The 14,520-nt window shown below is 64.4% G+C and carries 17 protein-coding genes; 1 reads left to right on the top strand and 16 read right to left on the bottom strand.

Features of this window, described 5'->3' with window-relative positions; translation table 11 throughout:
• Positions 1-7 precede the first annotated feature (7 nt).
• Complete coding sequence (locus OSH05_RS15405; RefSeq protein ID WP_104218965.1) at positions 8-799, top strand: amino acid ABC transporter ATP-binding protein; 792 nt, start codon at positions 8-10, stop codon at positions 797-799.
• 13 nt (positions 800-812) lie between these two features.
• Here OSH05_RS15405 and OSH05_RS15400 read toward each other — a convergent pair whose 3' ends face one another.
• The 16 genes from OSH05_RS15400 to OSH05_RS15325 all read right to left on the bottom strand — a co-directional run bounded on the left by OSH05_RS15400 (position 813) and on the right by OSH05_RS15325 (position 14,517).
• Positions 813-1,619: a hypothetical protein gene (locus OSH05_RS15400; RefSeq protein WP_133163104.1), complete on the bottom strand. Its 807-nt coding sequence runs from the start codon at positions 1,617-1,619 to the stop codon at positions 813-815.
• 125 nt (positions 1,620-1,744) lie between these two features.
• Positions 1,745-2,293, bottom strand: a complete 549-nt coding sequence (locus OSH05_RS15395) for an MOSC domain-containing protein (RefSeq protein WP_207778744.1) — start codon at positions 2,291-2,293, stop codon at positions 1,745-1,747.
• Positions 2,290-3,153 carry a 3-mercaptopyruvate sulfurtransferase gene (gene sseA / locus OSH05_RS15390; protein WP_104218963.1) on the bottom strand — a complete coding sequence of 288 codons (864 nt, stop codon included), beginning with the start codon at positions 3,151-3,153 and terminating at the stop codon, positions 2,290-2,292. The genes OSH05_RS15395 and sseA overlap by 4 nt, the downstream gene beginning before the upstream one ends.
• Before the next feature lie 25 nt (positions 3,154-3,178).
• Positions 3,179-3,895, bottom strand: coding sequence for an alanyl-tRNA editing protein (locus tag OSH05_RS15385; RefSeq protein WP_104218962.1), 717 nt, complete (start codon positions 3,893-3,895; stop codon positions 3,179-3,181).
• A gap of 4 nt (positions 3,896-3,899) precedes the next feature.
• The gene (locus OSH05_RS15380; RefSeq protein ID WP_104218961.1) at positions 3,900-4,931 is read right to left on the bottom strand and encodes a cysteine synthase A; all 1,032 of its coding nucleotides are present in this window, start codon (positions 4,929-4,931) and stop codon (positions 3,900-3,902) included.
• 152 nt (positions 4,932-5,083) lie between these two features.
• Positions 5,084-6,511, bottom strand: a complete 1,428-nt coding sequence (locus tag OSH05_RS15375) for a cryptochrome/photolyase family protein (protein ID WP_104218960.1) — start codon at positions 6,509-6,511, stop codon at positions 5,084-5,086.
• Positions 6,512-6,556: 45 nt separating this feature from the next.
• Positions 6,557-7,585, bottom strand: a complete 1,029-nt coding sequence (locus OSH05_RS15370) for an acyltransferase family protein (protein WP_104218959.1) — start codon at positions 7,583-7,585, stop codon at positions 6,557-6,559.
• A 144-nt stretch (positions 7,586-7,729) separates the two neighbouring features.
• On the bottom strand, positions 7,730-7,900 hold the full coding sequence (locus OSH05_RS15365) for a hypothetical protein (protein WP_165801573.1): 171 nt from the start codon (positions 7,898-7,900) through the stop codon (positions 7,730-7,732).
• Positions 7,901-8,084: 184 nt separating this feature from the next.
• Positions 8,085-8,459 (bottom strand): hypothetical protein, encoded by a 375-nt coding sequence (locus tag OSH05_RS15360; RefSeq protein WP_104218958.1) that lies wholly within the window; start codon positions 8,457-8,459, stop codon positions 8,085-8,087.
• 225 nt (positions 8,460-8,684) lie between these two features.
• Positions 8,685-8,855: a hypothetical protein gene (locus OSH05_RS15355; protein ID WP_165801572.1), complete on the bottom strand. Its 171-nt coding sequence runs from the start codon at positions 8,853-8,855 to the stop codon at positions 8,685-8,687.
• 30 nt (positions 8,856-8,885) lie between these two features.
• On the bottom strand, positions 8,886-9,065 hold the full coding sequence (locus OSH05_RS15350) for a hypothetical protein (RefSeq protein ID WP_104218957.1): 180 nt from the start codon (positions 9,063-9,065) through the stop codon (positions 8,886-8,888).
• A 359-nt stretch (positions 9,066-9,424) separates the two neighbouring features.
• Entirely contained in the window at positions 9,425-10,444 is a 1,020-nt protein-coding gene (locus tag OSH05_RS15345; protein ID WP_104218955.1) for an aldose epimerase family protein, read from the bottom strand.
• A 24-nt stretch (positions 10,445-10,468) separates the two neighbouring features.
• Positions 10,469-11,251: an SDR family NAD(P)-dependent oxidoreductase gene (locus OSH05_RS15340; protein ID WP_104218954.1), complete on the bottom strand. Its 783-nt coding sequence runs from the start codon at positions 11,249-11,251 to the stop codon at positions 10,469-10,471.
• A 42-nt stretch (positions 11,252-11,293) separates the two neighbouring features.
• Entirely contained in the window at positions 11,294-12,124 is an 831-nt protein-coding gene (locus OSH05_RS15335) for a carbohydrate ABC transporter permease (RefSeq protein WP_104218953.1), read from the bottom strand.
• Complete coding sequence (locus OSH05_RS15330) at positions 12,124-13,029, bottom strand: carbohydrate ABC transporter permease (RefSeq protein WP_104218952.1); 906 nt, start codon at positions 13,027-13,029, stop codon at positions 12,124-12,126. The genes OSH05_RS15335 and OSH05_RS15330 overlap by 1 nt, the downstream gene beginning before the upstream one ends.
• A gap of 258 nt (positions 13,030-13,287) precedes the next feature.
• Positions 13,288-14,517 carry an ABC transporter substrate-binding protein gene (locus OSH05_RS15325; RefSeq protein ID WP_104218951.1) on the bottom strand — a complete coding sequence of 410 codons (1,230 nt, stop codon included), beginning with the start codon at positions 14,515-14,517 and terminating at the stop codon, positions 13,288-13,290.
• Positions 14,518-14,520 lie beyond the last annotated feature (3 nt).

Genomic DNA, 14,520 nt, shown 5'->3' with positions numbered 1-14,520 from the left:
ACAAGGAATGTCGCAAGCTGCCATCGCCGCCGATCCGTCCGTCAAGCCACGGGCGTTCTCACCGACGGAAACGGCGGTCGAGATGATCGACGTCAACAAATGGTATGGCGACTTCCACGTCCTGCGCGACATCAATTTGAAAGTGATGCAAGGCGAGCGCATCGTCGTGGCCGGCCCTTCAGGCTCCGGCAAATCGACGATGATCCGCTGCATCAACCGCCTCGAAGAGCATCAGTCGGGCCAGATCATCATCGACGGCACCGAACTTACCAACGACCTTCGCCGCATTGATGTGGTGCGCCGCGAGGTCGGCATGGTGTTCCAGCACTTCAACCTGTTCCCGCATCTGACCATTCTCGAAAACTGCACGCTGGCGCCGATCCATGTGCGCAAGATGCCCAAGCGCGAGGCCGAGGAGGCCGCGATGGTTTATCTGGCGCGCGTTAAAATCCCCGAGCAGGCCAACAAATATCCGGGCCAGCTTTCCGGCGGACAGCAGCAGCGCGTCGCCATTGCCCGCTCTCTCTGCATGAACCCGCGCGTCATGCTGTTCGACGAGCCGACATCGGCGCTCGATCCCGAGATGATCAAGGAAGTGCTCGACGTCATGGTCGGCCTCGCTATGGAGGGCATGACGATGATCTGCGTCACCCATGAAATGGGCTTTGCCCGCCAGGTCGCCGACCGCGTCGTGTTCATGGATGGTGGCCAGATCGTCGAGGAAAACGATCCGGAGAGCTTCTTCCTGAACCCGCAGCACGAGCGGACCAAGCTGTTCCTGAGCCAGATCCTCTCCTGAGGCGTCTCCCGCGTCAGTAGCCGTCCTGATAATATCCGGGCGGCGGAACTTCGCGGTAATCGTCGGGCGCGGGGACCTCGCGGGGATCGGCGTAGCGCCGGACGTTCGGCCGCTCCTGGTCGATGACGACCACTTCGTTTCCAAAACGATCGACTTCGATGCGGCGGACCAATTGGCCGTTGCGCCGCGTTACATCGATCGTCCGCCGGCCGTCGGCATGAGTGATGGTCGTCTCGATATAGCGTCCGCGCCGCACCACCACCGGGGCCTGAGCCTGTCGCTTCGGCTTCGCCGCCTTGGGCGGGGGCGGGGGCGTGGCCTCCGCGGCCACGGGCGGTTGAACCGGCTTCTTCGCCGTCGCGGCCGGGGGAGGGGTATCGGCGCTCTTGGCAGCTGGCGGCGGCACCACTTTCGGCTTGGGGACCGTTGGGGGCACATAGGGCTTCGGCCCGGCATCGGCGCTGGCGGCGGGCAGCTGTTTCGCGGGTGTCTCGACGGCCTGCGGGGCAATTGGGAGAGCCGGCGGCGGGGTCACGACAGGGGAAGCGGCCGCAGCCGGCGGCAGCGCCGGAGGGGTCCCGGAGGCGATCTCGGCGGCGCGGAGCGATCTCAGCGCGTTGGCGACGGACTTTTGGGCCGACCGAATGTCGCCGCCCGTATCTTCCGCCTGCTGCAGCGACTGCTGCGCTTGCTCCAGCGCCCTGCGCGACGCCGCCAGACGCGCATCCGCCGGGTTGGCATCCTCGCCGAAAGCGGGCAGCGAACTGGCAAGGCTCGCGACGAGAGCGGCGGAGAACAGGAACGCGGCAATGCGATTCATCGAAGATCCTTTCCAAGCAGACGGCGAGGCCGCCCGGCATGCGCCAGCGCCATGGAGATGTCGGAAAAATGTGGCGAGCCTAGGGGTAACCCTGACGCAGCGGCGCTGAATAGGACCTGAACCGATCAGACTTTCTCAAGCGCCCGGTGCGGCTCCGGCGGCCATTCGATGCGGATCGCATCGCCCGGCCGCACGACGCCGCCGCTCTCCACCAAAGCCATAACGCCCGCCTTGCGCACAAGATTGCCATCCGCATCGCGCCCGAGCACGGCAGCGGTCAGGCCGTGCTGGAAGTGGTCAAGCTGGATGCATGGATTGCGCAGGCCCGTCACTGAGACGACAGCCTCGGCGCCGAGATGGAGCCTCGTTCCGCGCGGCAGGCCGAGCAGGTCGATGCCCTCGGTCGTCACATTCTCGCCGATCGAGCCGGGCTCGACGCGGAATCCGGCGGCGCGGAGCTCCTCCAGCAATTCGGCGTGGACCAGATGCACCTGCCGCAAGTTTGGCTGCGTCGGATCGACCTTGACGCGCGAGCGGTGCTTGACCGTCACGCCCATATGGGCGTCGCCCTCGATGCCCAAGCCCGCGAGCAGGCGGATTTCGGGCAGGCGCTGCTTGGTGAAATGATGGGCCGGACTGGCGCTGACCGAGAGGATGCGGGGCACGGAAGTCATGCGACGCCGTCCGCCGGTCCCGTCTCGATCGGCAGATCGGGACGGCCACCCCATTCGGCCCAGGAGCCATCATAGAGCGCGACATTCTCGGCGCCCGCCGTGGTCAACGCCAGTGCCAACACGGCAGCGGTGACGCCGGAACCGCAACTCGTGACGACCGGCTGCGACGGATCGATACCGGCCTTGGCGAAAACGGCGCGGATCTCGTCCGGCGATTTCAGGCGGCCGTCCTCAATCAGTTCGGCGATCGGGACGTTTCGGCTGCCCGGGATATGGCCGGAGCGCAGGCCCGGCCGTGGTTCCGGCACCTCGCCGCGGAATCGGCCTTCGGAGCGCGCATCGACGATCTGCGCTCCCGGCTCGCCGAGCAGCGCCAGCACCTCGCCGGCACTTCGCACGGCTTCTTTGTCGAGCTTCGCGGCGAAGACCTTCGGTGCCGGTCTGGCATCGCCCATCTCCAATGGCCGCCCCTCGGCCCGCCATTTCGGCAGTCCGCCATCGAGCACGACGACATTCGGCGCACCGAAGCTGCGGAACGTCCACCAGACGCGCGGGGCCGAGAAGAGGCCGGCGCCGTCATAGACGACGATCGTATGTCGCTCCGAAATGCCGAGCGCGCCGGCGGCCTCGGCGAAGCTGGCCTCGCTCGGAAGCATATGCGGCAGCCCGGTCGAAAGGTCGGCGATGCCGTCTATGTCGAAGAATACCGCGCCCGGAATGTGCCATGCACGATATTCGGCCACAGGGTCGCGGCTCTCTGTCGGGAGATACCAGGAGGCATCGACGATCGCGACGGAAGTATCGTCGAGGCGCTCGGCGAGCCAATCGGTGGAGACAAGAAGGTCGGGACGGTCGGTCATGAAGGGTTCCGGCGGGTTCTGCGCGTCAGGCGAAGCGGATGCGGATGCGGCGATTCTGCTTGCCCTTGTTCTCGATCTTGGCAACGACCAGCCCGCCGATCTCGGCGGTCGATTGCACATGCGTACCGCCGCAGGGCTGCAAATCGACATCGCCGATCCGAACGAGGCGGACGTGGCCCGAGCCCATCGGCGGCTTGACGCTCATCGTCTTGACGAGGCCGGGATTGGCGATGAGCTCATCATCGGTGATCCATTCCGTCGTGACGGCATGGTCGGCAGCGATCATCGCGGCCAGCTTCGCCTCGATCTCGTCCTTCGCCGGGACGGCGCCGTCGATATCGAAATCGAGATGCCCTTCCTCGGCGCCGATCCGCCCGCCCGTGACCGGAAACGGCACGGCGACGGTGAGAAGATGCAGGCCGGTATGGATGCGCATATGCCGGTGGCGGACCGGCCAGTCGAGATGGGCGATCAGGGTCTCGCCGATCTCGGGAATCGCCGCGCCATCAGCCGGCACATGGACGATCTGCGACTTGTCGGCACCATAGATCGTCGTCGATATCGGGATCATCGTCCCGTCGGCGCGCTCCAGCGCACCGGTGTCGCCCGGCTGGCCGCCGCCGGCCGCGTAGAAGATGGTTCGATCGAGCTCGATTCCGCCCGTCTCGGTCACCCCCGTCACCCTCGCCTCGGCCGTCGACAGATAGGGATCGTCGCGGAAGAGGAGGGTGGTCTGGGTCATGGGGCTACTCGTAGGGTATCGGGATGTCGGCCTGCCGCTCCATCCACGATGGAACGGGAAGTCCTTTCTCGCGCAGGAACGACGGATTGAAAAGCTTCGATTGATAGCGCGAGCCGCCGTCGCAAAGGATCGTCACGATCGTATGGCCGGGGCCGAGCTTTTCGGCGAGGCGAATGGCTCCGGCAATGTTAATGCCCGACGAGCCACCGAGGACCAGCCCCTCATGCTCGGCAAGATCGAAGACGATGTCGAGGGCCTCGCTATCGGAGATCTGGAAGGCGGCGTCGATCGGCGCGCCTTCGAGATTGGCGGTGATGCGGCCCTGGCCGATGCCTTCCGTGATCGACGAACCTTCGGCCTTGAACTCGCCGGTGGTGTAATAGCTGTAAAGCGCTGCGCCGAAAGGATCGGCGATGGCGATCGCGATGTCCTTGTTGCGTTCCTTCAGCGCGATGCCGACTCCGGCGAGCGTGCCGCCCGAGCCGACTGCGGCGACGAAGCCGTCGATACGCCCAGCCGTTTGCGCCCAGATCTCCGGGCCGGTGGTCTCGATATGCGCCTGCCGGTTCGCGACGTTATCGAACTGGTTGGCCCAGATCGCACCGTTCGGCTCGGTTGCGGCCAGCTGCTCCGCGAGGCGGCCCGAAAGCTTCACGTAATTATTGGGGTCGCGGTACGGCACGGCCGGCACCTCGACGAGGCTGGCGCCGCCGACGCGTAGCGCGTCCTTTTTCTCCTGCGACTGCGTGTCGGGAATGACGATCACGGTGCGGAAGCCCAGCGCGCTGCCGACGAGGGCGAGACCGATGCCGGTATTGCCCGCCGTGCCCTCGACGATGGTGCCGCCGGGACGCAGTGCACCGCGGGCGATCGCATCGCGGACGATGAACAGCGCCGCGCGGTCCTTGACCGACTGGCCAGGGTTCATGAACTCCGCCTTGCCGAGAATCTCGCACCCGGTGCGCTCGGAAGCGCGGCGCAGGCGGATCAGCGGCGTGTTGCCGATGGCGTCGAGGACGGAGGGAAGAATGGCCATGGATGAGCGACGCCTGAAGGTTCCAGGAGGTGAAAGGAAGCGCAGCGAGCAAACTGCTCTATGCCGATTGGCTCGGCAACGCATTCGCGAACGGGATTGCGCGCCGATACCGAAACCGTTTTCTAAGGACGGTGCCGACGGAGAATTTTGATTCAGTCGCTGTCGCGGATGCTGGCGAAGGCATCCAAGGCCCGCTGACGACTCGCTCCTAAGTCTATGATCGGCGCCGGGTAGCCGGCCGGGCGGCCTGCCGGCGCAAGCTTCAGGATCCTTGCTGCTGGCAGCGCGGCGAGTTCCTCGACATGCGCGCGGACATAATCTCCAGCCGGATCAAACTTTTCCGCCTGTAGCAGCGGATTGAAGATGCGGAAATAGGGCGCCGCGTCGGCGCCGGAGCCGGCGACCCATTGCCAGCTCGCCGCGTTGCTGGCCGGGTCGGCATCGACCAGCGTATCCCAGAACCACGCCTCTCCGACCCGCCAGTCGATCAGCAGGTTCTTGATCAGGAACGAAGCGACGATCATGCGCACCCGATTGTGCATCGTGCCGGTGCGCCAGAGCTGCCGCATGCCGGCATCGACAATCGGGATTCCCGTCCGCCCGTTCTGCCACGCGTCAAGCGTTGCCGCGTCGGGCTCGGCCCAGGGAAAAGCATCGAAGCGCGGCTGGAAATTGCGGCTTGCCAGATCGGGATTGTGGAAGAGCAGATGCCAGGAGAATTCGCGCCAGCCGAGTTCGGCGAGGAATTTGTCGACGTTGCGACGGGCGATGCCGTCGTGCTCGGCCGCGCCATTGGCGGCATGCCAGAGCTGGAATGGGCTGACCTCGCCAAAGCGCAGATGCGGCGACAGGCGGGACGTCACGTCACGGTCCGGCCGGTCGCGCTTGTCGGCGTAGTGGGGCAGGCCCTCGTCGATGAACGCTTCAAGCCGGCGTTGGCCGCCCGCTTCGCCCGGCTCCCATAGGTCCCGAAAGCCTGCCGCCCAATCGGGCCTTTTCGGCAACAGACCCCAATCGTCAAGCCGGTCCGAGGCGATCGCCGGAGCTGGCTCGGGCCATATCGACGGTGCGGGGAGGGGCAGGCGTGGCTCCGGCGATGCGAGGCAGGCGCGCCAGAACGGGGTGAAGACGCGGTAGGGCTGACCGGCGCCGGTCTTCAGCATCAATGGCTCGAAAAGCAGGCCGGCCTGGCGGCTCTCGGCGACAATGCCGTCCGCCTTGAAAGACGCCTTCATCTCGGCATCAATCTGTCGCTCGGCTGCGCCATAGCGGCGGTTCCAGAACACCGCGTCGGCCTGCGTCTCGCGCAACACGGATGGGACAATGTCGCGTGCCGGCCCACGGCGCAGGATCAGCCGATGGCCCTGGCCTTCGAGATCGGTGGCGAGCGCGGCCAGCGAGTGATGCAGCCACCAGCGCGACGCGCCGCCGAACGGTCGGATCCCGTCGCTCGCCTCGTCGAGGATATAGACCATGGCCAGCCTGCCGCCACGATCGATGGCAGCGGTAAGGGCCGGGTTGTCGGAGAGGCGGAGATCCTCGCGGAACCAGACGAGGCTGGTGGGCGGATGGTCGGTCATGATGCGGAGCTAGCGCTGCGATGTCGTTTCGGCAATGGCTCCCCGCTATTCGGCGGCGGCAAGATGCGGCGATCGGTTGTCGAGCCTTGCCCAGGCTGGCCGCTCGAACAGGAATTTGAGCGGCGTGCCCCGCACCACCCAGAACAACAGGATCGGTACTATGACACCAAAAGCCGTGACGATCAGCGACACCCAGCCCAGGTCCGGAATGACGCCGGTCTTGAGCAGCAGAGTCCGCATCACGGCCATCGGCAGGAAGAAGGCGAGATAGATGACGATCGAGTTCTGGCCGCAGTAGCGCAAGGGCGCCATCGCGCCGGCCTTGGAAAGGAGCGCCGAGATCGTGACCACGGCCACGGCGCCGACCATGCCGAGCCCCAGGCTGATGAAGGGAAGCTCGGAATAGCCGCCGAAGACGGCTACGCCCTCGACAACTGCCCAGAAGGCCAGACCCAGCGCTGCCGGCCACGGCCTTGCGATGACGGCTGCGGCGAGGCGGAAGATGGAAGGCGCAAAGACGTAGCCTGAATAGAAATAGACGAAGCGCGCCGCAAACTCGTCCGGCAGCACCCAGCCGGTTTCGATATTGGCGATTTCGAGCGCCGCCGCGACAATCCAGACGAGGGGCCAGGGAACGCGGCGCAGCCACTTCACGGTTACGAAGAAGACTGGCAGCAGATAGATGAACCAGAGCGTGCCGAAGGGATCGACGAAGGCGAGCGCGAACTGGCGCACGGTCTCCACCGTGCCCACATCACCGATCATGCCGGGGGCTTTGAAGGCGAATTGGATGACGAGCCAGAGGATGTAGAAATAGGCGAAATGCACGACCTTGCGGTCGGCATAGGTCTTCCAGTCGCGGTCGATGACATGGGCAAGGAACAGCCCGGAGATCATGAAGAAATCCGGCATACGGAACGGCTTGGCGAAGGCGACGAGATAATGCATCCAGCCTTCAGCGCCTGCGGCTTTCTCGACACCGAGCGTCGAATGCATCATCACGACCATGATGATGCAGAAGCCCTTGGCGTAGTCGACCCAGTCGATACGAGGTGATTTACCGGCCGGCGGCATGACGCGTTCCTTCGACGAAGGGCATCAGCCTAACGCCAGAATCTCGACGTTCCGGTTAATCCGACCGCATAAACTCGGGTGCATCGGCGAGCCAATCGTTGGAACCAGCTCGCCGTCCCTGTCCTGCCGCGTTCGCCCCGGCGCTCAGCGATTGCTGCTGCACTGCTCTCTGGCGGCGGTTCCGCCGGGTCCACAGGCGTTCGGCGGGTTGTTCATGGCCTGCATGGCGGGCGAGTTCGGGTCATAGTTGGATTGGCAGCCGGCGAGCCCCATCAGGCTGCCAGCCAGCGCGAGACACAGAACTGTAGTGCGCATTTTCGTCGATCCTTGCTGTCGGCGCGCCGGGCAAGAAGCGCCGGCCAACGACTAGCGTGGCCCGTATGGCGCGGATCGCCCCGGAGAACCGGCTGAGCGCCGGCATCCAGGATAGGGCCGGCATCTCCGGACGAAATGGGGCGCTGTCGGCCGACTTCAATGCGACTTCGTGTGCCTTGGCGCCTCAGCGCTGGGGCACGAGCAGCTTCGAGGCGCAGTCCTTCTCGACTGCCACCGCGATCAGCGCATTGCGCTCGCCGCGGGCATGGGCAAGCGACGCGTTATAATCGTCGTTGCGGGAGCCGAAGCCGGTGAAGAAGAACAACACCGGGTTCTGGGCCCGCTGCAACCCCGCGAGTGTCGAGCTGTCATTGCCGATCGGCACGTTCAATTGCCGGATGCGAAACGCGATCTGCTCGCAGCTCAATTTCTTGAACTGAGCCGGGTTGACCGGGGTCACGTCGGCGCGCTGAGCGGAGGCTCCCGACATCGCTGCGGCCAGCGTCACGACAGAAATAATCATCCGTTTCGTGACCGCATCAATAGTGCGAAATTCCATTCGGACCTCCCATGCTGATGCCGCCGCTCGACCTCATGGCACCGCAATCGTTCACGTTTGCCGTTCCACCGGGCCCACAGGAATTCGGCGAATTCTGCATCGCCCTAAGCGCCGGCGAATTCGGGTCGCTCGAGCCCTGGCAGCCGTACATTCCGAAGACGCCCGTCAATATGACGAGCGCCAGCGTTGTCTTCCTCATCGTCGCCCCGCCCCCAGCAACCACGATCAGCGACCTCTATCGCAATCTTCGCTATTCGACGAACCGCCCGGTCCGCAGGCATTCGGCGGATTGTCCATCGCCTGCAACGCAGGCGAATTCGGATTGCTGGAGCCTTGGCAGCCGGCAAAGCCAAACAGGCCCGCCGCCAACGCCACAGAGAGCATCACGGTACGCATCGTCAATTTCCGGTCAATTGCGATCGGCGATTAGCGCCGGCCGCCGCCATTATTGCAGTCTTCGATGTTCTGCGAACCGCCCGAGCCGCACGAATTCGGCGGGTTGTCCATGGCCTGCATGGCCGGCGAATTCGGGTTGGAGCCGGACTGGCAACCCGACAGGCCAACCATCCCGGAAATCACAGCAAGCGACAGAAACAGGATCCGCATTTCATTTCTCCTCAGCCACTTCCACCCATGGACCTAGCGGCGTCAGCCGTCATTGTCCGAAGTCAAATCATACGGCCTCGTGCCTTCGTCCGACGAAGCCGGACGGATATAGCCCCGCGCCAGCGCGAATTCGCGAAACGCGATTCTCAGCGCCTCCGGCCGAGACAGTGACCGTCCGCCTTCCGCGGCGAAACGGTCCAGCGCACCAAGAAGATCCGGCGCCATGCGCACGCCTACAAGAGTAGCGTGAAGCGGCGGACGGCCCCTCGATTTGCGGTCTGGCACATCAGCATTCATAGAATAAGCGATAACGGAAAATCACCGCATCGGCAATCGCGTCGTCGCAAGCACTGCATGCCTCAAAATGCCGAGAAACGATACTCGCTTTCCTGTCGATAGGTTTCGCCTGGGTCGAGGCGTGCAGATGGGAAGTTCGGCTGGTTGGGATTGTCGGGAAAGCGCATCGGCTCCAGGCATAGGCCCGCATGCGGGTAGTGTCGGCTGCCATCGATGTCCGGCCAGTCGGGTGTAAGTCCGGCCCCGTCATAGAATATAATGCAGGGCTCCGAGGTCACGACATCCATGGCGAGGCTGCGGTCGGGCGCCTCCAGTCGCGCGGCCGGAACGACGCCGGGAGCCGTGCGGTCGATGACGAAGCTGCAATCATAGGCGAAATCTTCGCCGAAACGCGGATCGCCGATCCGCCGGGAGTCGCGGAAGTCCCACGGCGTTCCTTCCACGGGCTCGATCGTACCGGCTGGATTCATGTCGGCGCCGAAGGGCGTGAAGTTCGCGGCGTGGAATTGCAGGAAGTGGTCGCGGATCGATGAGCCGGGCAGCAGCGTCCAATAGGAATGATGCGCCATCGAGACGATCGTCGGCGCATCCGTCGTCGCCTCGATCGAGACCGCAAAGGTCGCCGGCTCCTTCAGCCGATAGGTCAGCTTGACGTCGAGACGCCCAGGATAACCGTCCTCGCCATCGGGCGAGACGAGGCCAAGCGTCACGAAATCCGAACCATGATCGAGAATCGTCCAGGGCCGCCGAGAAAAGCCAGTGGGTCCGCCGTGCAGATGCACTCCAGCTGCGTTCAGCGCGAGCTGATAGGTCTCACCGTCCAGAACGATCCGGCCGCCATCGATGCGGCTTGCGTGCCGGCCGACGGTGACACCGAGAAAACGGGGATTGTCCTGATAGGCGTCCAGGCTGTCGAAGCCGAGAACGACACGCCGGCGGCTGCCATCCGGCATGGGAACGACGAGGTCGCGCAGCGCTGCGCCGAAAGTCAGCACCGAGGCGGTTGCACCGGCGGCGTTGGCGAGACGAATCTCGGATATCGCCGTGCCATCGGGCAGGCGGGCAAATTCATGGATGGACATGCTGACTTCCTGCGCGACGGACGCTCACCAGAGCGTGTAGCCGCCATCGATCACATAGGCGGCGCCGGTGACATAGCTCGCCGATGGGCTGGCGAGATAGACGGCGAGGGGGCCGATCTCAGGCGGGTTGCCGGGGCGGCCGAGCGGAATATGGGCGACGATCGCGTCGATGACGTCGGGCCTGCGCTCGTTCCAGCCCCGGTTGGTATCGGTCATGAACAGGCCAGGGCAAATCGCGTTGACCGTGATGCCATGCGGAGCCCAGTCGGCAGCGGCGCAGCGCGTGAAATGGATCACCGCCGCCTTGCCGGTCTCGTAGTCGCGCCCGCCAATGCCGCGATTGGCGATCAGGCCGCTCATCGAGGCAATGTTGATGATGCGGCCACCCTCGCCACGCTCCAGCATAGCGGCGCCAAAGACCTTGGTGCCGAGGAAGCAGCTCGTCAGGTTCATGTCGAGCGATTGCTGCCAGGTCTCGAGCGTCTCCTCCTGGATCGGCATGGAGGCGATGCGGTTGCCGACATTGTTGATCAGGATGTCGACCGCGCCGAACTCGCTCAGGATCATCTCGCAGGCGGTTTCGCAGGCCTTGGCCTCCGCCATGTCAGCCTTGATGCCCCAGGCCTTGCGGCCGAGCGCCTCGATCTCGGCGACGGTGGCGTCGAGCGTATCCTGCGTACGGCCCGTGATGATGATGTCCGCGCCGGCACCCGCCAGCGCCAGCGCCATCTCACGGCCGAGGCCACGGCTGGCGCCGGTGACGAGGGCGCGCTTTCCTTCCAGCCCGAACCAGTCCTTCAAACCCATGGCGGCCTCCTCGTTTCTTATGATTTCAATCCGCTCGCCGCGTCACTTGACGGCGCCGACCGTCAGTCCGCTGACGAGATAGCGTTGCAGAATGGCGAAGATCGCGGCGACCGGAACGCTGGCGACCAGCGTCGCGGCCATGACCTGCTCCCATTCGATCTGGTAGCGTCCGCCGACCAGCGAGAACACCTGCAGGGTCAGCGTATTGTAGTCGGGCGTGCGCAGCAGCGTCATCGCCAGCACGAACTCGTTCCAGCAATAGATGAAGATGAACACCGCCGTGATGCCGATCGCCGGCGTCGCGAGCGGCAGGAAGACGAGCCAGAGCCGCTGGAAGGACGACGCGCCGTCGAGCTTCGCGGCTTCTTCGAGTTCGCGCGGAATGGTCTGGAAATAGGCCTGCAGCATCCAGACCGAGAAGGCGAGGTTGAACGCCACATAGGCGAGGACAAGCGCCGGAAGCTTGTCGACCATCCCCATCTTTGCCATCAGGCGGAAGATGCCGAGAACGAGCACGATCGGCGAGAGCATCTGCGTCACCAGCAGGAACTGGCGGAACAGCTTCAGGCCGCGGAACTCCATGCGCGCGGTCGCATAGGCCGCCGGGATCGCGACGATCAGGCAGAGGATCGTCGCCGCGATGCTGACCCAGATGCTGTTGAACACGGCCGGCCCGATCCGCGCCGCTTCCCACATATCGGCGAAATTCTGCCACCGGATCTCCGTCGGCAGCCAGGTCGGCGGATAGGCCATCACCTCGAGATGCGGCTTCACCGCCGTCGAGATCATCACCGCGAAGGGGAAGAGGATGATGATGACCAGCGGCGATAGCGCCAGCCACATCAGCAAGGATTTGCGAACAGGATTTTCCATCAGGTGCTCCGCTCGTTGCGCATGGCGAGCATGGCATAGGTGATCGTCAAGGCCAGCAGGATCAGGAACATCACCACCGACAGCGCCGATGCCATGCCAAGTTCGCCATAGCGGAAGGCAAGCTTGTAGAGCCAGGTGACGAGAATGTCGGTCGAGTTCGCCGGATCGCCCTGCGTCATCACCCAGATCAACGGGAAGGAGTTGAACACGTAGATGAAGTTGAGGACCAGGACGAGGTTCAGGAAGGGGCGCAGCAGCGGCATCGTCAGGTGACGGAAGCGCTGCCAGCCATCGGCGCCGTCGATCTTGGCAGCCTCGAAGATGTCGGAGGGCAGGGAGGATAGGCCGCCGAGAAAGACGGTCACCGTGAAGGGGACGGAGACCAGGATGCCGACGCCGATCAGGATCGGAAAAGCGGTGCCGGCGGTGGCGAGCCACTCGATCGGCGCCTTCAGGAGTCCGAACTGATAGAGCGTCGCATTGACCATGCCGGACTGGCCGTTCAGCGACCAGCGCCAGACGATGCCCATCATGGTGAGCGATACGGCCCAGGGCAGCATGATGATCACGCGGGCAAGTTGGCGGCCGTAGAATTTCTCGTTGAGGATGAGGGCGATCGGGACCGAAAGGATCACCGTTCCACCGACAACGCACACGGTCCAGACCAGCGTGCGGATGAGACAGCCGATGAAGAGCTGGTGCGAGAACAGACGGCTGTAATTGTTGAAATCGTTGAAGCCTGCCGTCAGACCGAACCGGTTGACCTGACGCAGCGACATGCCGGCCAGATCGTAGATCGGATAGCCGATGATCCAGAACGAAAACAGGATCGCCGGCAGGATCAGCAGATAAGGCGTGCTGGCTCGCCCTAGATTGGTGCCCGACTGCGTGGCGGCTCGGCTCAACTTGGGATCCTCGTCGTCATGGGCGCCGGGTGCGAAGCGGCGGTCTGCCCGGTCATCAGCCTCCCTCCGAGCAATGCGGCAGCGGTAGGCTGTCGCGGGGAGGGGACGGGACTTGACCAGGAAGCGGCGGACCCGCTTCCGGCGTCAGGCGCCGCCCGCCGGCTCGGTAGAGCGGAAGTCCTATCGGAAATATCGTCCAGGGAGACCGCCCGGAACTTCGTCGTGAGGTTCCGGGCGGTTCTTGTCTGGGTCGGGCTGTTACTGAGCCAGACCGTCGATCGTGCCGGCGGCTTCCTTCAGCGCATCCTCAGGCTTGGCCTGGCCCGTATAGGTCTTCTGCAGGGCGGCGATGATCGCGTCCGACATCTGTTCCCAGTTGGCGACAGCCGGGGCGAAATGCGCATAGGCGAGCATGTCGGTGAAGGCGGTCAGCTGCGGATCGTCGGCGAAGGCCTTGGCCTCTTCCTTCATGACCGGCAGGAAGCCTTCTGCCTTGGAGAACTTGATGCGCCATTCCGGCGTGAACACCGTCTCCATCAGGAACTTCATCGCGAGTTCCTTGTTCGGGCTCGACTTGAAGACCATCAGCGTGTCGGTGACGCCATAGGTCGCCTTGGTCGTGCCTTCCGGGATCGGCGCGATGGCGTAGTTCAGCGTCGGCGCATCCGTCTTGATCTGCCCGCGGAGCCACGGACCGGTCAGGATCATGCCGACGCGGCCCTGCTTGAACAGGCGCTCGATGTCCTGGCGGTTGAGGCCCGTGGGATCCGGCTCGGTCAGGCCGTCATCGATCATGCTCTTGTAGAGCGTGAGCGCAGCGACGGCCTCCGGGCTGGCGACGCCGGACTTGCCGTCCTTGATGATCTCGCCGCCATGGGTCCAGAGCGAATAGTACCAGTAGGCGTCGGTCTCGATTTCCTTGCCCTGCAGCGCGAAGCCGTAGCTGTCGCCGCCGAGCGCCTTGATCTTCTTGGCCGTGTCGACCACGCCATCCCAATTGGTCGGCGGCTCGTTCACGCCGGCCTTCGCCAGCAGGTCCTTGTTATAGTACATCGCGCGGGCCGAGGCCGCGATCGGCAGGCCGTACAGCTTACCGTCGAGCGTCGAAGGCGCCAGGAAGGCGTCGATGAAGCCCGCCTTGAACTCCGGCGTGACATAGGTGTCCATCGGCTCGGCGATGTCGTTCTTGACATAGTCGAGCAGCCAGCGCGTGCCGATCATGGAGATGTCCGGGGCGGTCCCGCCGGCGATATCCGTGGTCAGGCGCTGCTGAAGGTTATCCCACTGGATGACTTCGATCTTCACCTCGTCGCCGGGGTGCTTGGAATTGAAGTCCTTGGCCATCTCCTCGAAGAGGCCCTGCGTCGCCGCGCTGTAATAGCCCAGCACCACGCGGACCGTGGCAGCATCGGATGCGCTCGTCGCGCCGATCAGTACCGCGGCACCGGCCAGCAAACTCAGAACCCTGCGTGTTCCCGTCTTCACCATTTC

Source organism: Kaistia algarum (assembly GCF_026343945.1).
GTDB classification, from domain to species: Bacteria; Pseudomonadota; Alphaproteobacteria; order Rhizobiales; family Kaistiaceae; genus Kaistia; species Kaistia algarum.
This window is presented reverse-complemented; position numbering and strand designations above follow the sequence as displayed.